Source organism: Clostridium weizhouense (assembly GCF_019431045.1).
Taxonomy (GTDB): Bacteria; Bacillota; Clostridia; order Clostridiales; family Clostridiaceae; genus Clostridium; species Clostridium weizhouense.
Map to the genome: position 1 here is coordinate 159,857 of NZ_JAHXPT010000009.1, position 24,146 is coordinate 184,002.

Sequence of the window (24,146 nt, forward strand, 5' to 3'; positions counted from 1 at the left end):
TTGTTTTAAATATACCCTATAGCATGGATAAGTAAAAAGTCTATTCTATAGGGTATTTTTATATATAATTAATGATAAGAAAAGTTAATTTATTCTTTAATAAGACGATAATTATATAGTATATTATAAACAGAGTTCTTAGCTTCAGACAGAGCTTGCCTCTGACTGAACTTTAGAACACGTTATCCAGGAAGGTGCAGATGTTAAGAATAATTATATAAGAAATAGGAGAAATATTTAATGATTTACATAAAGTGAAAAAGAGTTAGGGGAGGGGAAAATATATGCCGGGTATTTGGAATGTAAATAATGCTTATACCAATAATACAAAAAAAATTTCAAGTAAATTAACATTTGAGGTTGGAGAAAGATTTACTGGAAGAGTTGTTTCAAAAGGTCAAGGAAAAGACATTACTATAAGATTAGCTGATGGATGGCAATTTATTGCTGAACTTGATGAAAATGTAAATCTAGATGATTTAAAATTAATGAAATTTGAAGTAGATGATTTCCAAAATGGTAAATTAAAATTAAAATTAGTTAAAGGTGAAACTAATAAATCTCAAACTACTGATGAAGTTTTTCAGGAAATTATAGATAAAGAAGGACTTTCAAGTGAAGATGTTAAAATTTTAGAAAAGATGCTTAAACATAATATGCCTTTGACGAGAGAAAATATAAATAAAGTTAAAGGATTAATTGAATTTAATGAAAATATAAAATTAAACCCGGATGAAATAGATTCATTTATACAAAATTATCTTGAAAGTAAAGGGATAGATGTATCTACTTCAAAGGGATTATTAATAAAGCAAAATTTAACTGAATTTTTTAAAGCATTTAAAAATATGTCTAGTGAAGAAATTATCCTTTTTTTAGAAAATAATATTGACTTTTCAGGTGAAAATATAGAAAGTTTTAATAAATTATTTAAAAGTGATATTTCAATGGAAAAATCGCTTACAGAATTACTTTCTAAATTAGAAATTCAAGATAATAAATTAGATGAAATACAAAGTAAAGAAGTTATAGTTAATAAAACTAATATTGAAAATAAAGAATTAAATAATAAAGCAGAAAAAAATAATAATATAAATTCTTTAATATCTAAGTTATATGACTCAAATGATAATTCTAAGAATAAAGTAAGTATGTTATCACTATTAAAAAGTATATCAGGTGAGAATAAAGAAATTTTCAATTATTCACTTAGAGATGTTGTTGATTCAAGAGCAGAATCTTTATCGACTAAAGATTTCAATGAATTAAGTGCATTAGTTTCTAAGTTAGATGATGATGATGTTATGAATTTATTAAAAATAAGTTTAGAGGAAAATGGACTATCATTAGAAGATCTTAAAAAAGATGGATTAAAATCTCTTGACAAAAATGGAAAAGAAATTTTAGAGCAAGCATTAAGTAAGGGGTTAGAAAAAGATATTAAGCTTACAGATAAAGAATTTGAAAGATTTAATAATTTAATAAAATATAAAATTCAATTGGATAATAATGAAAAAGTACAAACTTCTAATTTAGAAATCAATAAGTTAGAAACTTCTCAAATCAATAAAGAGACTCAATTGCCATTAGTAAAAACTGAAATTAAGAATGATCTAAACTTAAAAGATACAATGATACTTTCCAATAAAGATCTTATAAAAGAAGATATGATTAATAAAATAAATGAAATAAAAGATGTTGTAAAAGATATTATAAGAAACATTGAAAATAAAAATATTGGATATGAAAAGGCAATGGAATTTATAAAGAATAATATTAGTGACTTTAAAGTTTTTAATTCTATAAGTAATGAATATTATTATTTGAATTTTCCTGTAAGTGTAAATGCACAAGAATATCCTTGTAAATTAGTTATAAAGGATAATAGAAAAGATGGAAAAAAATTAGATAAAACTAATGCCAAAATGATAGTTACTGTTAAAACAATAAATTTAGGGGAAATAGATGGGTATTTAACGTTAAGAGATAATAATATAGATGTAGTATTAAAATGTTATAATGAGCATGTGTTGACTTTAAATAATAATAAAAATAAATTAATAGATGGATTAAGAACATTGGGATTAAATTCAACTGTTAAAGTATCATTAAAAGAAGAAAATATGAATTTAGTTAATTGTGGTGAATTTTTTAATGATTTAAGTATTTCTAATATAGATATTAAGGTATAATAAGTTTAATCTAATTAACAGTGTATATTTAAAAGTATAGGTAATTAATAAGGTTAAAAAGTATTTGTGGAGTAGGTGAAAAGTATGACTCAAAGGAAAAAAGCGGCAGCTCTTAAATATGAATTAAACAGTGATGCACCTGTTATAACGGCTTCGGGAATGGGACATATTGCTGATAAAATAATTCAAAGAGCAGAAGAAAACGAAGTACCAATAGTGTATAATAAAGAGTTGACAGAATTACTTTGCAATGTAGATGTTGGTGATGAAATACCAACAGAATTATATGAAGCAGTAGCTCATGTAATAGCATTTGTTACAGATATAGATAAAATGATATAATTATTATCAGTGTTATGTTTAAGGCATAATAAGAAAATCACAAGTCCATATTCTAAGTCTATGTTTCATTATACTGTGTCAGTATGATTCGCATAATGAAAAATAATTGGGGAATTTGGACTCGTTATTTTCGTTCATATGCCTAAGTAGAAATGATGATAGTAAAAAATAAACAACTTAGTTAATAATTATAGCATTTGGAAAATAGAAAGGTGATACACGCTATGGCACTTTATACCATTTCAGATTTGCATTTAGCATTTAATCTTGAAAAGCCAATGGATATTTTTGGAGATAACTGGATAAATCATTGCGAAAAAATAAAAAATAATTGGATTAGTAAGGTAAAAGACGAAGATACAGTTTTGATTGCAGGAGATATATCATGGTCTTTAAAGGAATCAGATAGCAAATTTGATTTAGATTGGATTGATTCATTACCAGGGAAAAAAATTATAAGTAAGGGTAATCATGATTATTGGTGGGGGAGTATATCGAAGTTAAATAAGATGTATGAAAAAACAAAATTCCTTCAAAATAATTTTTATGAATATAAAAATTATGCAATATGTGGAACTAGAGGATGGATTTGTCCGGGTGGAGAAAAATATTCATTAAAAGATGAAAAAATATATAAAAGAGAACAAATAAGATTAAGATTATCTATAGAAGCAGCAAAAAATAGTGGCTTTGAAGATATAATAGTTATGATTCATTATCCACCAAGTAATGAAAAATTTCAAAAATCAGCTTTTATTGAAATTTTTGAAGAATATAATGTAAAGAAAGTTATATATGGACACTTACATGGGCCATCTCTAAAAGGAAAGTTACTTGAAGGAGATGTTGATGGAATAGAATATATATTATCATCAGCAGATTATATTGATTTTTCACCTAAACTTATTATAAAGTAAAAGACGTGTCAAAAATGATTGTTATATCATTTTTGACACGTCTTTTAGTATTTAAATAATATCAATTAAGAACTATTTAAATATAAGATGTATAAGTTAATATAAATGGAGATGTTTATAGGGAGGGTACTTTGGGAAAAGGATATATATTAGTAAGAACATTTAAAGTAAAGGAATTGTTACCTAATGTTGAAGGGAAACTTATAATTACCAATTCTAAAAATGGAAATATAGTTTATAAAAAAGATAATGCATTTGATATCAGTGGAAGAAGTGAATTGATAGAAGTAGTTACTCCAGAAAAAAGTTTGTCTCAGCAGCCATACGAAGAAGGCGTTATTCCATATGCTAGATATAATATAAATGTATTATCTGAAAATTTTAAGGAAGTTATTATTGAAGGTGTAAGTGTTTTTGAAGAAATCATATCTATACAAAATATTGAGCTGATTGAAAAAAAGAAAACAGATCTTACGAAGCCTTCACCACAAAAAATTGTTATTCCACCAGAACAACTTGTACTTAATGCGAAAAGAGATAAACAAGTCGGCACTATGATTGAACCATTAGTTTTAGATAAGCCGTATATACCAGAATTTATTATAGTACATTTAGGGGCACCAAGTGTTCCAGCTGAAAATGTAACAGTGGGATTTGTTGATTATATTAAAAATGTTGCTTCAAGTGAAATATATCCAACATGGCCAGAAGAATCTTTAAAGTCTAATATATATTGTCAAATATCATTTGCATTAAATAGAATTTATACAGAATGGTATAGAAGTAAGGGATATGCATTTCAAATTACTAACTCGACTGCATATGATCAGTACTTTATAAAAGGTAGAAACATATATGATAATATAAGTAAATTAGTTGATGAAATTTTTAGTAAATATATAATAATTATTGGAAATAAAACACCGTTTTTTGCACAATTTTGCAATGGCACAACAGTTAAATGTGACGGTTTATCACAATGGGGAACTGTAGATTTAGCAAAGGCAGGAATGCCAGCTTTAGATATTATTCAATATTATTATGGATATGATAAAGATTTAGTCAGAGCAACAATGATTGAAGGTATACCAGAATCATATCCAGGAACCCCTATTAGAATCAATGATGAAAATAATAATGTAATGATTATACAAAAACAATTAAATAGAATATCTAAAAATTTTCCTGCCATACCTAAAATACCATCTGAAGATGGAAAATTTGATAAAACAACTGAAGATGCAGTAAAGATATTTCAAAAGGTTTTTAATCTTACACCAGATGGGATTGTAGGAAGAGCAACTTGGTATAGAATATCATCTATTTATGTTGGAGTTAAAAGATTAGCGGAGCTTAATCCAGAACCTGATCCAGATTTACCACCAGAAGGAAATTATCCAGGATATATATTAAAATATGGTTCTAGAGGAGAAAAAGTTAAAGAGGTACAAACGTATCTTTCAGTTATTTCTAAATCATATAATATACCAAGTATTAAGGCAGATGGAATATTTGGAGAAAAAACAAAAGAGGCAGTTATAGCTTTTCAAAGATTATTTAAATTAGTTCCAGATGGGATAGTAGGATTAAATACATGGAATAAAATATATGAAATATATATAAATTTAAAGAAAGAAAATCAATCACAAAGCTCTTTGTTAGAATTTGATGGGAAATATCCGGGGTATGTATTAAAATATGGTTCTAGAGGAGAAAAAGTTAGAGAGATGCAAACATATATTTTAGCTATTTCTAAAGTATATAATATACCTAATATTAAAGCAGATGGAATATTTGGAGAAGACACAAGGGAGGTAATATTATCATTTCAAAGATTGTTTGGATTATCTCAAAATGGAATAGTAGATTTAAACACTTGGAATAAAATATTTGAAATTTATACAGGTTTAGAAAAATTTAATCAAGAAGAAAAAATTTATTCGCTAGATTATCCAGGATATATCTTAAAAGAGAATTTATATGGAGAGGATGTAAAATGGTTACAGACTTATTTAAATGCCATATCTGAAATTTATAAAGAAATACCTAAAATAAAAGTAGATGGAATATTTGATAAAAGAACAAAGAATTCTGTAATAGCTTTTGAAAAAATTTTTGGACTAAGTGCAGATGGAAAGATTGGGGTAAATGATTGGGATAAATTAATATCAGTATATAATAGTTTAGATAGTGAACAAAATATTAATAAATCTGATATATTATATGATTATCCAGGTTTTGTTTTAGAATTAGGAGATCAAGATGGATATGTTACTATTTTGCAAAAATATATAAATGTTATTGTTAAAAATAATTATATACAAGGTTTAATCAAAGAAAATGGTATTTTTGATAGAGAAACGGAAGAGGCAGTTAAAAAGTTGCAGAAAAGATTTAAGTTGCAAATAACAGGGGTAGTTGATGAATTAACTTGGGATAAAATAAGATTATTATATGAAACTTTATATAGTGGTAAAACAGTAAAAAAATAAATATTACAAATATTTTAAGGATGAAAGGAAAAAGATGGTGATTTTATCTCCATCTTTTTTATAACTTGTTTTAAATTAAAAGTTAGACTTAAGGTTCAAAATTGATAATTGTGTATATAAAAATTATTAATATTATTCGGAAATATTTTTGTTTAAATTATTTAATGCTGAATTAAACTTGTTGATCGAATTTGATTGTTTCTCTAAGTTAGCAGCAATTTCTTGAGTCACAGCTGAATTTTCAGCAGTATATTCATTTATTTTTTCAATAGAATCAATAATTTTATCTTTTTCAGCAGATGCTGTAGTTAAATTATCAATACTAGTAGTGATTTCATCAACAGTTTCTACGATAGCAGATTTTATATTTTTAAAACTACCTTTTGTAGACTCTAATGAATTATGTTGAGTAAGTAGAGCAGAATTTCCAGCATTCATGGCGTTCGATGCATTTATAATATCTACTTTAATTTCTTCTAATATGTTAGTTATACTTTGAACGGCAAGTTTTGAATTTTCAGCAAGTTTTCTTACTTCACCAGCAACTACAGAAAAACCTTTTCCAGCTTCACCAGCTCTAGCAGCTTCTATAGCAGCATTTAATGATAAAAGATTAGTCTGACTTGCTATTTGGCTGATAGAATCAGTAATGCTATTAACGGATTCTAATTTACTAACTAAAGCATTAACTGTTGTTGTTGATGTGGTAAAAACATCTTGAAGTTCATTTAATGAAGTATCAAGATTTTCTATAGAGTTTATACCAGTATCAGCTAATTTATCAGTATCTAATACTTGTGAATGAACAGTACTTATATTAAAAGCTAATTCTTCCATATTTCCTCTAAAGTTATGAAGCATATCTGTAGCATTAACTATTTCTCTATGTTCAGATACTGTTGAATCGGCTAAGTTTGATAATGATGAACTTATACTATCAATTGATTGATGTATTTTAGAACTTTCATTCATTAAATCTGAAAGATCATCACCTATCTTATTTAAGTTTGAATTAGTATTAGTAGCAGCTATGCCTATTTCTTGAGTATTATTTAAGTTGTTAGTATTTGAATTTTGTTCTTTTTTTCTGAAAATGCTCATATAATATATCCCCCTTGAATAATTCTTAATATTTATACAATTATACGTTTAGACATTAGTTCCTTTAATTATATCTCGACCATTTCTAGCTAGTTCTTTAATTTTATAAGATGAACCTAATGAAGTTATAGTTTTTGAATACCATATTAAGGCCTCTTGATAATTCCCAATACGTCTGTTTAATTCTCCTATTAAATACATAGTAGAATCACGTTGAAGACCGTACATTGGGAAACCTTCATTCATATATGCATTATTAAGTGCAATTAAAGCTTTATTTAAGAAGTGTAATTCTTCTTTTTCCATGTTTAAAAGCCTATACATCCATGAAATTTTTAAACAAATCATAGCTTTCGTACTATAGTTAAGTTCAATAATAATAGCATTTAATAAGGCTAATTTATAACGTTCTATAGCTAAAGTTTCTGTTATTATATCGGGATAAACTCTTGGTTTCCATTTTGGTTTAATATTAGTTAAAACTATATCTCTTTGATGTTTTTTTAGACTATTAAAATCTACTTTGAGTGCTGCATATCCACAATCATTACATATCCATACATCATAAAAATACGGATTGGCCACAGAATATCTTATAAAAAAATCAGAATCTCTAGATTGTATTCGTGGCGAATTAATTTTTACTACATTAACATTAAAGACATTATTACATACTGGGCATGTAACTTTTTTCTGAAATAAATGACTTTTTATTTCAATATTGTCCATTTATTGTTCACCCCTGATGATAAAAAATATTAAGTATATATATATTTAGATTATATTTATAAAACTTATGCTCAGCTATTAAATTATAACATAATTAAATAATAAAAAAAATAAAACTAGTGAATTATGAAATCAATACACATAAATTGAACTTTTTGATATAATAAATATGAATGACAATTAAAAGGATGGTATTTATGGCGATAAACGATTGGAAAAGTTTTTTAATGCCTTATGAACAAGCAGTAGATGAACTTAAGGTAAAGCTTAGATCTATTAGAAAAGAATACAGGAGAAAAAATGAATATTCACCAATAGAATTTGTAACGGGTAGAGTAAAAGAAATTTCTAGTATATTAGAAAAAGCCAATAAATTTGAGATACCTATAGATTGTGTTAAATATGAATTAGAAGACATAGCTGGAATAAGAATAATGTGTCAATTCGTGGATGATATAGACAGGGTAGTTGAACTATTAAGAGGAAGAAAAGATATGCAAATTCTTTATGAGAAGGATTATGTAAGAAATGTAAAGGAAAGTGGATATAGAAGCTACCATATGATAATTAAATATCAAGTAAATATGGCAGAAGGTCCAGTTGAAATTTTAGCAGAATTTCAAATAAGAACATTAGCTATGAATTTCTGGGCTACTATAGAGCATTCTCTTAATTATAAGTATAAAAAGAACATACCACACGAATTAAAGAAAAAACTTAAAAGTTCTGCAGATGCAGCATTTAGATTAGATGAGGAAATGCTTCAAATTAAAGATGAAATTAAAGATGCCCAAAAACTATTTGAAGTTAAATCAAGTTTGATATCTAATATAATGAATTCTCTATTGACCTTGAGTTCATTAGGTAAAGAAGCAGAATCTGCAAGATATGAAAAAATGTTAAACAAACTTATTGAAGATGGAGAAGTTTGGGAATTAAATAACTTGTTATTTTCAGTAAAGAGAGATATAGAAAAGTATAGAGATCAATAATTGAAGCTATGTTTGATATGTAAATCAAACATAGCTTTAAGTTTAGTAAATATTTTACTAAATTACAATAATGAGGAGTTGAAGGTTGATGATTTATAAATATTCTAAGACTTATATTAATAAACAAATTTTATTGAAACTTATATAAATTATTTACTAAACAGTAATTTAGCAATTTTATTTTATCTTAAAAGGAGAAGTATATATGGAACAAGAATATTTATTTGAAAAATTAAAATATGAACCTCAATATATTCAACAAATTGAAAATGTTGAAGAAAAATATAAATTATTTATAGTTAAAAATAATGGAAATAACATAAAATATATTAAAAATCCTAGTAAGGAAATCCAATTAGAAGCAATAAAAAATAATTCTTTATCTGTACAATATATTGAAAATATTGATGAAGAAGTGGGGATTATTTCGGTAAAAGCATTATGGAATTCTTTGGGGTTAATAAAAAAGACAACAGAGAAAATTATAGAAGAAGCTATTAAAACTAAAGGATGGGCAATACAGTTTGTAAAGAATCCAAGCGAAAAATTACAAATTTTAGCTGTCACAAAAGACTATGATGCGATTAAATATATTGATAATCCATCTGAAGAAGTACAAATTGCAGCTATTAGAAATTATTATGTTGCTATAAGATATATAAAAAAGCCAACATTAAAAGCTAAAGTTGAAGCAATAAAATCTGATGCTGAAGCAATAAATTATATTTCTAATTATGATTTAGATGAGATTAAAGTATTTATATATGAAAATATAAACATTGTTAAATATATATATGAAAATATAGATGTTGATTTAGTGGTAGAAGTATTAATAGATAAAATTAAAAAAGAAAATATAGATAAAAATTATATTGAAAAATTTTTGGAATTAGAAATATTAGAAATGAATAAAATTAAATTTGTTGAGGAATATGGATCTAGAAGTGCTAAGAAATTATTAGTAGATTATAAATTATCATATTAATCATAATGTTAATATTTTAGTATAAATAAAGTTCTTAGTTACAGCAAGAGCTTATGATAAAATTAATGATAAATGTAATTACGTATTTAAACGTGGCATAGCCACTGTTGTTCTTAGACAAAGATCATGAACAGCATAAATGTGTAGAGAGGAGAAAAGACTTTGAATTATTCAGAAACTTTAAAAACAGTTGATTTAGTTATAAATTCACAAGATGTTCCTTTAATAATTGGAGAAAGTGGAATAGGTAAAACATCTTTAGTTAAGGAAATAGCGAGAGATAATAAGGCATATTTAATTACAATAGATGCTAATTTATTAAAAGAAGGAGAAATAGGAGGATTACCTGTAGTACAAAATAGGGAAACTATATATGCTACTCACCATAAGCTTATTGAAATAAAAAAAGCATTAGAAGAAGATGAAAATAGAGATATAATTTTATTTATTGATGAACTTAATAGGTGTGATCATGCAGTATCACAAGAACTTATGAACCTTATCTTAAATAGAGAAATAAATGGATATATTTTAGATGAAAGAGTTAAAGTAATTGCTGCCATGAATCCTTCAAATAAGTATGATGGTTTTACTGATAGTCAATATGAAGTAGTTGATATGGATCCTGCTCAGGAAGATAGATTTGTATGGATAGAGATGGATTCAGATGTAAAGGAATGGATAAAGTGGGGAATGAGTAAAGATGGAAATATAAATGAACATATAATAGAATTTATATCAACATTTCCACAATACCTACATACACCAAATTCAGAAGAGAGCATAAAGGCAACTCCTAGAAGTTGGCATAGAGTTTCAAAAGCTTATAATGTTTATTTAACTAATAAAGAAAAGTATGCTTTTAATATATTTTTAAATACTGTTAAAGGAAATGTTGGCATTAATATTGCAAATGATTTAGGTGAATTTCTATTACATATCAAGAAACCTTTAATTAAGATAGAAGATTTATTTGAAAATGAAATTTTAAGTTTTGAGTTAAAGGAAAATATAAAAAATGAAAATCATTCAAGATTATATATACTAGCTAAAAATTCACTTAATTTTCTAGAAAATAATTATTGTGAAAAAAATTTAATATTATTTTCTAAAATGTTAAATTTATATCCAAGAGATTTAAGGCTTGGAATAATGAAAGAAATAAAAAGAGATTATAAAAATGGAGTATATGAGCTTTTACTAGATCAAGATGAATTCATAGAGAGCTTTTTTAATATATTTAATTAGGAGATAAATTATGGATTTTAATAAAAGAAGAGAGGAACTATTAGAAGAAGCATATAATATAAAAAGTATGAATGAATTTAATAGCACTTTTTATAAAAAGTTTTTTGAATTGGTTGAGAATGTTATTCTTAGTTTATTGCAAAGCGAAGATTCGTTTTTTGGACAATTTATGCTTAAAGTAAAAAGAGGAATACGTGTAGACATAACTTATCCTATAGCAACAATACCTAAAAGAGATGGATTTAATATGTATTTTAATCCAGTACTTTTTTTACAATGTGAAAAAAAAGAAATGGGGGCTTTATTTAAACATGAAATTTATCATATAATGAATTCTCATTTTGAAAGAGAAAGAAAGATGAAATATAAGTTAAATAAAGAAGCTATAAATGTTGCTTTAGATATATCCATAAATCAATATATAAAAAATCTTCCCGCGTGGAGCAAAAAAATTAATTCTGTAAATATGGAATATAATTTAAATTTAAAAGATGATAGAAGTGTAGAAGAATATGGAGAAGAAATATACAAGTCAATAAAATCAAGAATTAAAGAAATCAAAACTATGGATGATAGTAATGATAAGTATAATGAAATAAATTTTGAAAGTGCACATGATATATGGGAAGAGATAGATATATCTGAAGAGGATATTAAAAGTTTAACTAAAAAAACAGCATTAAGTATAAATGATAAAAATACTCCAGGAGAATTTGAAAAAATAATTTTAATGTATAAAGAAAAAGCAGAAATTCCGTGGCAATCAGTACTCAAAAATATTTTACCATATGTAAGATGTGGATATAAGAAAACTATAATGAGAAGAGATAGAAGGCAACAGGACAGATTAGATTTAAGAGGACGGCTTCCGAAAAATGAAGCAGAATTAATAGTTGCAATAGATATAAGTGCAAGCATTAAGGATGATGATATTCATAAAATTTTACTTGAAATACTATATATAAGTAGAAATACAAAAAATAAAATTACTATTATTGAATGTGATGATAATATAAGAAGAATTTATAGATTGAAAAATGAGAAAGATATAAAAAAGAGAAGTGACAATAATGGTTCTACAGCATTTACTCCTGTGTTTAAATATATATCAGAAAATAATTTAAGAAATTCTGTGTTGATATATTTTACTGATGGAGTAGGAGAAAGAGAATTAGGGGTAAAACCATTGAATAAAAAAATTTTATGGGTTTTAATTGGGAATGAAGAATTTTCTTTAAAATATCCATATGGTCAAGTAAAAAGAATTTATAAAGAAAGAGAAGAAATGCTTGAGGGAAATGTTGGGTTACAAATGGTTAATGAGGTTATTCATGATTGGGCAAGATAGAGTTTTTAAAATACAAATTTAATTTTAAATTTTGATATTATATGAAAAAAATATTAAAGTTTAATTACAAAATAATTTAATATAATAAAATCAAGTAGTTATATTGAAAATTATATGATAAAATTACCTATATAATTTTCAATATAAGGGAGAATAATATGAATAAAAAAATAAAATTAAAAAATTATACACCTATATTGATTATATTTCTTCTTATTAGTATATTTATTAATATTTATAGTTATTTAAATATTAATAAATATAAATATAAATTAGGAAAAGAGTCTCAAATAAATATAGAAGATATAAGGCAAAGAAATGAAAGTAATATGAATATACTTAATGTAAGTATAGGACAAGGATGTATAAAGAATGAAGACTTGTTAAAACTATATAAGAATTATGATATTATTACAAGTGAAATAATAGAGTTATGGGGACAGTATGCTTCATATAAGGATAATACATTATCAATCTTTTCTAAAAACATTGATGATAAAAAGGTGTTAGAAAATGATGTATATTTAAGAATAAAAGATTATTTATCAATAATTTTAAATCAAACAATGAAAAGCAAGGATATAGGGTTAACATTATCATCAGGATATCTTGAAAATTTTGAGACTATGAGTGAATTGACTAAAAAAGTTAATAGTTATTTTGAAGAATTTAATTCACAAAAGTTATTAAATGTTACTGGTGAACAAAGAGAAAAAGAGATTATAAAGAATCACTATTGGATTGATATGTTAGAAGGAATATATAATATAAATAATGATTATACTAATATTGAATTTAATGTAGATGAGAGTAAAAACGTTAATAATATTGAGATAATGAATGAAAAAAAGTAGAAGTTTTGTATTTATGATTAAAGGTAAATTAAATATAAAAAAATAAAACTACAACTACTTAATTTTAAGTAGTTGTAGAAATTTAACTATTTTAGCTAAGGATTAATGGCATCCACCACAAGAACCACAGCCACCTTCAGGAGCTATAACTGGTTTTAAGCTTAACCCTCTACCATCATTTTCATCAGTAGAAAGAATTATAAATCCACCAAATTCATCTACTAAAGTTTTTTCCATTAGGAAAGATATATCATTAATTTTTTCTACTACATCAGCATCAGTAGGTTCAGAAACTGATATGTTGAATATAGGACCACTGCATGCAGAACCAGCAAAGTTTATTCTAATATTAAAATCGCTTATATTATTTTCTTCTAAAAAACCTTTGAATTCATTATAAGCTTCTTCACTTATAGTAATATTTTTCATATAAATCACCTGCTTAAATTAAAATGGTTAACTTAATGTTAACGAAATAAGTATAACATACATAATTAAAAATATAAAGATGATAACATAATTATTAAATTTAATTATATTGGAAAATTGACTAATAAATATACCTTAAATAAGATTACATAATTAAATAAATTTAGATAAAAACAAACATTTTATTTTAAATAATTTTTACATAAGCTTAGAAAGAGGTTTGATATTGTTAATTTTTAATATAAAAATTTAAAAAATACTAATCATAAAGGAAGAATAAATTATTCAAAACATAGAGTGTAAATGTAAAATATGATATAATTTACCAATGGGTATTTTGAATTTAATGAATAAAAATTCATTGTTTAAATAATAATTAAGGCACATTTTTAACTTATTATTTTTTTATGTGCCCAAGCTATAATTTGAAAGGGAAAAACTTATGAAACCATATAATCAAGATTTTATACTTCAGGAAATACAGGAATATAATTCTTTGATAAATGAAAGTATTTGTGGAAAATATAAAATAGAAAAAAATAATAGTTTAGGAAAACATATACAAGGATATATGTATGAAAATAACTATCAATATGATATCCCAGTAATTCAATTATTAAAGGATAATGTTAGTTTAATGAGGCTTACTCCTAAGGAAATAGAAAGTTCTTATGAAGTAATAAAATTTGCTAGGGGAAAAGTTGGTATTGTAGGGCTAGGTCTTGGATACGTAGTTCAAAAGATTGCTCAAAAGTCAAAAGTACAAGAAGTAATTGTATATGAAATAAGCGAAGAAGTAATTAATATGTATAAAAAGAACTTCGGAAATAATGAAAAAGTAAAAATTATACATGGAGATGCATTTAATGCGAGTTCAGAAAAATTTGACTTTTTTTATGTTGATATTTATGAGTATAAATTAGATTTAAAGGTTGTTGAGGATTATAAAAGATTTAATGAGTTACATGATATAGAAGAATATACATTTTGGGGTATGGAACATTTTCTGTTAAGTTGTAAATATGAAGATATAATATGGGTATATATACCTGAAGTATGGGTTGAGATGAGTAAAAGACTTTATACATCTCTTGATATGTCAGGTTATATTAAATATTATAAACAATTAGATGAGGATATGGTTAAAGAAATATTATTAGCATTTAAAGAAATTTTAAATGAAGGAATGTAAGGCATATTCAAAGGAATAGTAAATCAGTATAATTTCATCTTTGATCTATTATTTTATTTCATGTGCCTAAAAGAAAATATAGAATTTTGAAGTTTGAAAAACTAATAAAATCTAATATTACGTAGATATTTTTGAAATAAAAAGGTGGCTTTAGAGCCACCTTTTTATTATTTAACCACTATATTAACAAGTCTTCCTTTTATAACAATTACTTTAACAATATTTTTACCATTTGTATTTTCTTTAATTGTTTCATTTGATAAAGAAGCTTCTTTTATTTGTTCTTCAGTTAAGTTAGAAGGTATATTTATCTTAGCTTTAATCTTACCATTTATTTGAATAGCAATTTCAATTTCATCTTTAACTAAAGCTGAAGGATCAAATTCAGGCCACTTTTCATTAAAGATTGTTGTAGTATTTCCAATTAAACTCCATTGTTCTTCAGTAAAGTGTGGTGCAAATGGTGCTAATAATTTTAAGAAATCAACTATAGTTTCTTTTAAGAAACTTGGATTCTTAACTTTTTCTTGAAGATATTTATTAAATGCATTTACAAGTTCCATAAGTCTTGCTATTGCAGTATTAAATTGCATTTTATCTCCATCTTCAGTAACACCTTTTATAGCAGTATGTTTCCAGAAGTTTAATTCTTTTTCAGGACTATCGATTGTATTTTTAACATTTTCAGTAGATTCAAGAACTGTTCTAGAATTTTCTAATATTCTTTCAATTCTATCAACAAATCTACCAACAGATTTTATACCATCATCACTCCATGCTCCACCTTCAGTATATCCAAAACCAAACATTAGGTACATTCTAAATACGTCAGCACCATATTCTTTAATATAATCATCAGGAGAAATAGTATTTCCTTTTGATTTACTCATTTTTAATCCATCTGGTCCTAAGATTAATCCTTGGTGAGTTAAGCTTAAGAATGGTTCATCAAAATTTAAATATCCCATATCTCTTAGAGCTTTATTTATAAATCTAGCATATAATAAATGCATACAAGCATGTTCAGGTCCACCAACATATTTATCTACTGGAAGCATCTTATTAATTAATTCAGAATCAAAAGGTGCATCTGTATTTCTGTTATCAGGATATCTTAAATAGTACCAAGATGAACATACAAATGTATCTAAAGTATCAGCTTCTCTTTTAGCATGACCTCCACAATGAGGACATGTAGTATTTATAAATTCTTCACATTTACTTAATGGTGATTTACCGTCTGGTGTAAATTCAACATTGTAAGGAAGTTCAACTGGAAGATCTTTTTCAGGTACTGGAACAGTTCCACATTTTTCACAATAAATAACTGGAATAGGAGCTCCCCAATATCTTTGTCTTGACACTAACCAGTCTCTTAATCTATAATTTACTTTCATTTCACCTAAAGAATCTTTTTCTAACTCTTCAACAATTTTAATTTTTGCTTCAGCAGTTGTTAAACCATCAAATTTTCCTGAATTAACAAGCACACCATGTTCGCAGTAAGGAAGTTCTGGAGTAGTATTACCTTTATCAGTTATAACTCTTTCAATTGGTAAATTAAATTTAGTTGCAAAAGCAAAGTCTCTTTCATCATGAGCTGGAACAGCCATAACACAACCAGTACCATATGTAGCTAATACATAATCAGAAATCCAAATAGGAACCACTTTACCGTTTATAGGATTTATAGCATATGAACCAGTGAAGACTCCTGTCTTTTCTTTTGATGATGATTGTCTTTCAATTTCAGACTGTTTAGAAGCAGCTTCTTTATATTCTTCAATAGCTTCTTTATATTCTGGAATTGTTAACTTATCAACTAATTTATTTTCAGGTGCAAGAACCACATAAGTTACTCCATTTAAAGTATCAACTCTTGTTGTAAATACATCAAATTTTAAATCTGAGTCTTTAACTTTAAAAGTAACTTGTGCACCGTATGATCTTCCAATCCAGTGTTTTTGCATAGACTTAGTTTTTTCAGGCCAATCTAAGTCATCTAATTTATCAAGTAATTCATCAGCATAATCAGTTATTTTGAAGAACCATTGAGTTAAATCTTTCTTTTGAACTTCAGAATCACATCTTTCACAGCAGCCCTCAACTACTTGCTCATTAGCTAAAACTGTATTACAAGATGGACACCAGTTAACTGGAGCTTTTTTTCTATAAGCTAATCCTTTTTCATATAATTTTAAGAATAGCCATTGAGTCCATTTATAATAATCAGGCATACAAGTTACAACTTCATTTTCCCAGTTAAACATAGCGCCCATAGCTTTTAATTGTTCTTCCATTTTTGCTATATTTTTTATAGTTGAATCTTGGGGATGTATACCAGTTTTTATTGCATAATTTTCAGCAGGTAATCCGAATGCATCAAAGCCCATTGGTTGAAATACATTATATCCTTGCATTCTTTTAAGTCTAGCCCATGAATCTACTGGACCATAGTTAAACCAGTGACCTGCATGTAATTGAGCTCCTGATGGATATGAAAACATTTCAAGTGTATATAGCTTTTTATCTAATTTACTAGAATCAAACTTATAAGTTTGATCATGTTCCCATTTATCTTGCCATTTTTTATCGATAGATGTTCCGTAATTTGACATTTTATATTAATCCTCCTCTTAGTTAATTGGTAATTATGTTTTAATATATAGTCAATAGTATAGTCTACACCACAATATTAACCTTTATTTAAAACATAGCAAATTATTGAAATTAAATATAATTAATTATAAAAAAAAACCCTTCATCTCAATTTAAGAGACGAAAAGTATAACTTCCGTGGTACCACTCTTATTAGAAAAATTAAATATAATAGCATATTGATTAATAGTATATAATACTAAAAGATAATTAATTTTTCTCACTCGATATTATAACGGAATTACCGTACTTGTTTTAGCAAGTAAACTCCTAGGCAAGTTCATATATTTATATCACTATTTTTCACCAACCAATAGCTCTCTTCAAGATATAGACAATATTACTACTCCTATTCATAGTTAATATTAATATTAAATTATATTTTAAATAATTATATATTAAAGAATATAAAAAAGTCAAGAAAGTTAAATTTGTGTAAAATATATAATCAAATTTTAGTACATCATGATACAATATAGTAAGGCACTTTGAATTTAGGCACATTCAAAAAATAGATCAAGTATGCTCGTCTATTTTAAATGATACTGCGTCAGTAAATTTAGCTCTCGCTATTAACTAAATTTACTTCCTTGTCTGACACAAAATATACAACGCTCATTTGATTTGTTATTTTATGGTGATATGCTTTAAGTGTTAAAAATGAAGTTTTATAATTTCATTTAAAAAATTAACGTAGAGAAAAGAGATGAGATAGAGTGAACATACTATTTGGTTTAGGTGTAATTTTTTTGATATTAAATATTATATTTTCTTTATCATTAATATTTTTTGAAAGAAAAGATCCTACAACAACATGGGCATGGTTATTAATATTTATAATGTTACCGGGTTTGGGATTTGTATTATATCTTTTATTAGGCCAAAATTTAAGTAGACAAAAAATATTTAAGGAAAAAACACAGATTGATGAAATAAAGAGAAAAAATATAAATAGTAAATATATGGCCAACACTAATTATCATGATGGAGGAGAAAGATTTTTTGATTTAAGAAAGATGAATTTTAATCATTCAGGAGCACAATATACTACTAATAATGATGTAGATTTATACTTTAGTGGAGAAGATAAATTTAAGCAATTAATAGAAGACATTAAAAATGCTGAGAAATATATTCATGTAGAGTATTATATTTTTCGTAATGATTGTTTAGGAAAAATTATAGTAGAAGAACTTACTAAAAAAGCTAAAAGTGGAGTTGAAGTTAGACTATTAGCTGATAGTATGGGATCACATACTTTAACAAAGAGAGCTGTTAAGAAGTATTTAGATGCTGGAGGAAAATTTTCAATATTTTTTCCAGGAATTTTACCTCATATAAATACTCGTATAAATTATAGAAATCATAGAAAAATAGTTGTTATTGATGGTAAATATGGTTATGTTGGTGGATTTAATGTTGGAAAAGAATATGTAAATAAAGATGGGAAAATTGGGTTTTGGAGAGATACGCATGTCAGAATACATGGAGAAGCAGTAAATTCTTTAAATGAACGATTTTTATTAGACTGGTGTTATGCTTCAGCAGAAAAAATAGATGATTATGAGAAATATTTATCAGAACCAGAGTCTTATATTGGAGATACAGGAATACAGATTGTAACAAGTGGGCCAGATCATGAAGAAGAATATATAAAAAATGGTTATATAAAACTTATTAATAATGCTAAAGATAATGTATATTTGGAAACACCTTATTTAGTTCCAGATATACCTATACTTGAAGCATTAAAAATATCTGCTTTATCTGGTGTTGATGTTAGAATAATTATTCCAGGAAATCCTGATCACTTTTTCATGCAATGGGCAGCTAGTTCATATATAGGTGAGTTATTAAATGCAGGAATAAAAGTGTATTATTATAACAATGGATTTATTCATGCTAAAACAATTGTTGCAGATAGTGCTGTATCATCTGTAGGAACAGCTAATATGGATATAAGAAGTTTTAAATTAAATTTTGAGGTAAATGCATTTATATATGATGAGATGATAGCTAAAAAAATCGAAGATCAGTTTATGAAGGATATTGAATTTTCAGATGAAATAACAATAGAATCTCATTCGAATAGAAGTGTTTATCTTAGAATAAAAGAATCTTTAATAAGATTATTATCACCAATATTATAATAATTTTGTTAGAATAATATTTTTTAAATATAGAATCCTAAGTTTAGAGAGAATTTAATTTCAGTTTAGACTTAGGATTTTTTAATTACATAAAGATTTCTAATTATTTAGCTGTAGATTACTTCATTTAAAATTAAGAATATGTGTATCTATCTTATAACGTTAATATTTATTTAAAGCATATTATATATTTAAAACATAGATTAATATTAAAATATAGTTTAGAATTATTATACTAACATTTAAAAATACATATAAGTTCTAAGAAAGTTTATTCATTAATTAGGCATATGAACTTGTTATTTTTTTTTTTTTTGATTATGCTTTAACTAGTATACTAAGAAATTTATTATATACTTCTAATAAATTTCTCATTAAATACTATTAATAAATGTTTATATTTTTTATAAAAATTAGATTGAAAAATATAAATGTATTAACTTAATTAGAATATATATATTAAAGTGTTAAATTTAAAAAAATAGGAGTATTACATATGAATAAAAAAATAAAATTTTATTATTCTATAACAACTTACATAATATTTGGAGTATTTAGCATAATAACAACTTTTTATGTTCCCTATTTAAATCAATCAATAGGATTATCATTAACCGAAATTGGACAAGTGGTTTCAATAGGAGCATTATTTGCAATTTTTGCACAACCATTTTTAGTTAATAGACTTTCCAGGACTGAAAATAAAAAGAAATTTATAATTACTCATTTATCTATATTAATTTTAATGATTATACTTTTAATGTTCATAAACAAAAATACAATATATTTATTTGCAATTTTGTATGGGATTTTAATATTAACAATTATGCCAATATATGAAGTATATGTTGAAGAATTATCAGTTAAACAAGACATTGAATATTCTGAAATAAGAAAATGGGGATCGATTGGATTTGGTTGTATAGTATTTTTAAGTGGAGTTTTAATTTCAAAATATGGATTTAGAACAATACATTTATTAGGGATTTTGATGATAGGCATAACTATATTTATGATAACAACTAAATTTAAAAATATTAAATTAAAAGAAAATAGAAAAAAAGTAAAATTAATCACTATATTAAAAAATAAAAATGTATTAATTCTTGGAATGATTAATATTTTAGCTATTGGTACTTATAATGCAATAGAATTTGCTTATTCAACTTACTTAATAGACTTAACAGGAAATAATATTATAGCCAACAATATTTATAGTAAATCTATAGGACTTAGAGTTTTCATTGAGTTTTTATCATTTATAGTTGTTACAAAATATTTTAAAAAAGGTAGTCCTAAGAAATATTTAATTTTGGCTTTTGTTATAGCAGGAATAAAAATATTGTTATTTTCAACAGGATATATACCTTTAGTTGTATTAGGAGATCAATTACATGGAACGATGTTTGCAGTTTATTTAACTTTCTTATTTAAATATATTAGAAAAATTTTTGAAGAGGAATTAGTAGGAGAAATATTTTCATTTGTTAATGTATTAGGATCAGCAGGCGCTAACTTTGTATATCCTCAGATATTTAGTACAATTCAAGTTAATTTTGGATATAGAATAATGTACTTAGTAGCATTTTCAATTATATTATTTTCTGCATTAATATCATTAAAAATCCTTCCTGAGAATGAAGAATTGATGGATATTTTAAACGAAAATTAGAATTAATCACAATCATAAAATAATTTAATAAATATATAAAATTATAAGTCTAAAATTGAAATTTAATTTAGACTTATAATTTTTTTAACTTACATATCATTAAAGTTTAATGAAAAATAATCAGGGCATTTTGGACTCGTTATTTTTCTTCATATTTCTAATTATTTTGTGTGAATTCCATTTTAATAATATTAAAATATAAATATTGAGTTAAGATAGGATTTTAAATAGAAAAAATAAACAGATTGATAAAATTTAAAATAAATTTATATAAAAGTAATAATAAATATTGACAAATTATTTCAGGTTGTTATAATGTTAACAAGATTAAATTACTGATTAAAAATTAATAATTTATAATATTAATTATTTTTGCTTATCATAGTTAAAATAATTAAAGTGGTTTAAAATATAATAAATGTTTAAAAATAGAGTTTTGAATTAAAATGTTGTAATAGGAGGAAATCATGAATAAAGATATTATAAAAACAGTTGTAGCAAAATTTTATAGCTTTTTCTATTTTATGTTCTGGGGCTTTTATTTTAGCGCTGGCTATTTATTTTGCAAAAAACTGAATAATATATCTTTAATGGGTGATTGAATTATATAACAATTTGATATCTAAATTTTAAATTCTAAAATTTACTAATTAAAAGTTTGATATTTGATAGAGCTCATTATGAGCTCTATTTTTTTTACTCTTTATAAAAATAATAAAAAATAATGATATTTAAGGGGGCAATAAAAAATGATAATAATATTAAAACAAAAAACAGAACAAGAAAAAATAGTTAAATTAACAAAAGCGTTAGAAAATGAAGGAGTTAAAGTTAATCCTGTAATAGGAACAGATATAAGTATACTTGGGTTGATTGGTGATACAAGCAAGATTGATAAATCAAAGCTTGAAGCAAATGAAATAGTTGAAAAAGTAATGCATGTACAAGAACCTTTTAAAAAAGCTAATAGAATGTTTCATCCAGAACCTACAATAGTTGATATAAATGGAGCAAAGATAGGTGGAAATAAAATTGCTATGATTGCAGGTCCTTGTTCAGTTGAAAGTGAAGAGCAAATAACTGAAATAGCTAAAGATGTAAAAAAAATAGGGGCAAATTTTTTAAGAGGAGGAGCATTTAAACCAAGAACTTCACCATACGCATTCCAAGGGTTAAAATATGAAGGTTTAGATCTTTTAAAAAAGGCAAGAGAGAATACTGGTCTTCCGATAGTTACAGAAATTATGTCTCCTTATGATATAGAAGTATTTAATGATAATGTTGATGTGATTCAAGTTGGAGCTAGAAATATGCAAAATTTTGATTTACTTAGAGAATTAGGAAGAATAAATAAACCTATCCTTTTAAAAAGAGGGTTGTCTGCAACTATTGAAGAATTATTGATGAGTGCTGAATATATTATGGCTGGTGGAAATGAAAATGTAATTCTTTGTGAAAGAGGAATAAGAACATTTGAAACATATACTAGAAATACGTTAGATTTAAGTGCAATACCTGCTCTTAAAAAATTAAGTCATTTACCAGTTGTTGTTGATCCAAGCCATGCAACAGGAAAGTACTGGATGGTAGAACCTTTAGCTAAAGCAGCAATTGCAGTTGGTGCAGATGGTCTTATTATAGAGGTACATAATGATCCAGCAAATGCATTATGTGATGGCCCACAATCAATAACACCAAATAATTATGAAAAATTATTTGAAGAACTAAAATTAATCGCAAAAGCAGTAGGAAGAGAGATATAAATAAGGAGTATTAAAATGAGAGATTTGGTTGTTGATTTAAAGGAGAAGAGTTATTCTATTATAATTAAAAAAGGGTTAATAGATGAGATTAATAAAGAGATAGCAAAGATTTATAAAGGAAAGAAGATTTTTGTATTAACTGATGAAAATGTGAATTTTCATTATGGGGATAGGGTAAAGGAATCATTAATTAAGGGTGGCTATGATGTTAAGGTAATGGTATTAAAGCCGGGAGAGGAAACTAAATCTTTTAATACTCTACCTAGTATATATAATGAATTTTTAGATTTTAAATTAACAAGAAGTGATCTTATTATAACGCTTGGTGGCGGTGTGATAGGTGATCTTGGAGGATTTGCAGCTTCAACCTTTTTAAGAGGCGTAGATTTTGTTCAAATTCCTACATCATTACTTGCACAAGTGGATAGTAGTGTTGGTGGTAAGGTTGCAGTAGATTTAGAAAGAGGAAAAAATTTAGTTGGTAGTTTTTATCATCCTAAAGTAGTTTTAATTGATCCAGATGTTTTAAATACATTAAGTGATAGATTTTTTAGAGATGGTATGGCGGAAGTTATTAAATATGGATGTATCAAAAACAAAGATTTCTTTTATAAGTTAAAAAGTTATAAAACTAAGAAAGAAGTTATGAAAAATATAGAAGAAATTATTTATATATGTTGTGATATTAAAAGAATTGTTGTGGAGAATGATGAAAAAGATAAAGGTGAAAGAATGTTATTAAATTTTGGTCACACTTTAGGGCATGCGATAGAAACTTACTATAATTTTAATAAATATAGTCACGGGGAAGCTGTTGGAATAGGAATGTATGAAATAACAAAGATAGCAGAAGAAAAGGGAATTACTAAAATAGGAACATCAGATGAACTTAAAGATATACTAATTCAGTATTCTCTTCCATATAGTGTTGATATCAAAAATAGTGATGAAATATTAGAAACAATATCTTTAGATAAGAAAAATATTAATAATACTCTTAAGGTTATACTACTTAATGAAATAGGAAAGTCAATTTTAGAGAATACTAATATAGAATTTTTTGATTAAAATGATTAATTGTG

At 25.3% G+C, this 24,146-nt stretch carries 19 protein-coding genes and 1 other annotated feature; of the genes, 15 read left to right on the top strand and 4 right to left on the bottom strand.

The window, feature by feature from the left end:
* The first annotated feature begins 284 nt into the window (after positions 1 to 284).
* From KYD98_RS12010 to KYD98_RS12025, 4 genes are all read left to right on the top strand, one after another.
* Positions 285 to 2,192, top strand: a complete 1,908-nt coding sequence (locus KYD98_RS12010; RefSeq protein ID WP_219780278.1) for a flagellar hook-length control protein FliK — start codon at positions 285 to 287, stop codon at positions 2,190 to 2,192.
* An 84-nt stretch (positions 2,193 to 2,276) separates the two neighbouring features.
* Positions 2,277 to 2,534, top strand: a complete 258-nt coding sequence (locus KYD98_RS12015) for an EscU/YscU/HrcU family type III secretion system export apparatus switch protein (protein ID WP_219780279.1) — start codon at positions 2,277 to 2,279, stop codon at positions 2,532 to 2,534.
* 224 nt (positions 2,535 to 2,758) lie between these two features.
* Complete coding sequence (locus tag KYD98_RS12020; RefSeq protein ID WP_219780280.1) at positions 2,759 to 3,451, top strand: metallophosphoesterase; 693 nt, start codon at positions 2,759 to 2,761, stop codon at positions 3,449 to 3,451.
* Between the two features lie 131 nt (positions 3,452 to 3,582).
* Positions 3,583 to 5,943 carry a peptidoglycan-binding protein gene (locus KYD98_RS12025; protein ID WP_219780281.1) on the top strand — a complete coding sequence of 787 codons (2,361 nt, stop codon included), beginning with the start codon at positions 3,583 to 3,585 and terminating at the stop codon, positions 5,941 to 5,943.
* Between the two features lie 132 nt (positions 5,944 to 6,075).
* Here KYD98_RS12025 and KYD98_RS12030 read toward each other — a convergent pair whose 3' ends face one another.
* Positions 6,076 to 7,044 carry a methyl-accepting chemotaxis protein gene (locus KYD98_RS12030; protein ID WP_219780282.1) on the bottom strand — a complete coding sequence of 323 codons (969 nt, stop codon included), beginning with the start codon at positions 7,042 to 7,044 and terminating at the stop codon, positions 6,076 to 6,078.
* A 48-nt stretch (positions 7,045 to 7,092) separates the two neighbouring features.
* A complete protein-coding gene (locus KYD98_RS12035; RefSeq protein ID WP_219780283.1) occupies positions 7,093 to 7,773 on the bottom strand; it encodes a DUF2225 domain-containing protein in 681 nt (226 codons plus the stop codon).
* 197 nt (positions 7,774 to 7,970) lie between these two features.
* Between KYD98_RS12035 and yjbM the strand changes: the two genes are divergently transcribed.
* From yjbM to KYD98_RS12060, 5 genes are all read left to right on the top strand, one after another.
* Positions 7,971 to 8,765 (top strand): GTP diphosphokinase, encoded by a 795-nt coding sequence (yjbM, locus tag KYD98_RS12040; protein WP_219780284.1) that lies wholly within the window; start codon positions 7,971 to 7,973, stop codon positions 8,763 to 8,765.
* Between the two features lie 205 nt (positions 8,766 to 8,970).
* Positions 8,971 to 9,750, top strand: a complete 780-nt coding sequence (locus KYD98_RS12045) for a hypothetical protein (RefSeq protein WP_219780285.1) — start codon at positions 8,971 to 8,973, stop codon at positions 9,748 to 9,750.
* A 162-nt stretch (positions 9,751 to 9,912) separates the two neighbouring features.
* Positions 9,913 to 10,998, top strand: coding sequence for an ATP-binding protein (locus KYD98_RS12050; RefSeq protein WP_219780286.1), 1,086 nt, complete (start codon positions 9,913 to 9,915; stop codon positions 10,996 to 10,998).
* 10 nt (positions 10,999 to 11,008) lie between these two features.
* Entirely contained in the window at positions 11,009 to 12,346 is a 1,338-nt protein-coding gene (locus tag KYD98_RS12055) for a vWA domain-containing protein (RefSeq protein ID WP_219780287.1), read from the top strand.
* A gap of 158 nt (positions 12,347 to 12,504) precedes the next feature.
* A complete protein-coding gene (locus tag KYD98_RS12060; RefSeq protein ID WP_219780288.1) occupies positions 12,505 to 13,200 on the top strand; it encodes a hypothetical protein in 696 nt (231 codons plus the stop codon).
* Positions 13,201 to 13,302: 102 nt separating this feature from the next.
* Here KYD98_RS12060 and KYD98_RS12065 read toward each other — a convergent pair whose 3' ends face one another.
* Entirely contained in the window at positions 13,303 to 13,629 is a 327-nt protein-coding gene (locus KYD98_RS12065; protein WP_219780289.1) for a HesB-like protein, read from the bottom strand.
* A 442-nt stretch (positions 13,630 to 14,071) separates the two neighbouring features.
* Between KYD98_RS12065 and KYD98_RS12070 the strand changes: the two genes are divergently transcribed.
* A complete protein-coding gene (locus KYD98_RS12070) occupies positions 14,072 to 14,821 on the top strand; it encodes a polyamine aminopropyltransferase (protein WP_219780290.1) in 750 nt (249 codons plus the stop codon).
* Between the two features lie 167 nt (positions 14,822 to 14,988).
* Here KYD98_RS12070 and leuS read toward each other — a convergent pair whose 3' ends face one another.
* Positions 14,989 to 17,439 carry a leucine--tRNA ligase gene (leuS, locus tag KYD98_RS12075; protein ID WP_219780291.1) on the bottom strand — a complete coding sequence of 817 codons (2,451 nt, stop codon included), beginning with the start codon at positions 17,437 to 17,439 and terminating at the stop codon, positions 14,989 to 14,991.
* A gap of 153 nt (positions 17,440 to 17,592) precedes the next feature.
* Positions 17,593 to 17,845, bottom strand: a binding site (T-box leader).
* 350 nt (positions 17,846 to 18,195) lie between these two features.
* Between leuS and cls the strand changes: the two genes are divergently transcribed.
* The 5 genes from cls to aroB all read left to right on the top strand — a co-directional run bounded on the left by cls (position 18,196) and on the right by aroB (position 24,132).
* Positions 18,196 to 19,629, top strand: coding sequence for a cardiolipin synthase (gene cls / locus KYD98_RS12080; RefSeq protein ID WP_219780292.1), 1,434 nt, complete (start codon positions 18,196 to 18,198; stop codon positions 19,627 to 19,629).
* 496 nt (positions 19,630 to 20,125) lie between these two features.
* Complete coding sequence (locus KYD98_RS12085) at positions 20,126 to 21,301, top strand: MFS transporter (RefSeq protein ID WP_219780293.1); 1,176 nt, start codon at positions 20,126 to 20,128, stop codon at positions 21,299 to 21,301.
* Positions 21,302 to 21,768: 467 nt separating this feature from the next.
* On the top strand, positions 21,769 to 21,903 hold the full coding sequence (locus tag KYD98_RS18245) for a hypothetical protein (protein WP_258049797.1): 135 nt from the start codon (positions 21,769 to 21,771) through the stop codon (positions 21,901 to 21,903).
* Positions 21,904 to 22,050: 147 nt separating this feature from the next.
* Positions 22,051 to 23,064, top strand: a complete 1,014-nt coding sequence (gene aroF, locus KYD98_RS12090; protein WP_219780294.1) for a 3-deoxy-7-phosphoheptulonate synthase — start codon at positions 22,051 to 22,053, stop codon at positions 23,062 to 23,064.
* Positions 23,065 to 23,079: 15 nt separating this feature from the next.
* Positions 23,080 to 24,132: a 3-dehydroquinate synthase gene (aroB, locus tag KYD98_RS12095; RefSeq protein ID WP_219780295.1), complete on the top strand. Its 1,053-nt coding sequence runs from the start codon at positions 23,080 to 23,082 to the stop codon at positions 24,130 to 24,132.
* The last annotated feature ends 14 nt before the right edge of the window (positions 24,133 to 24,146 follow it).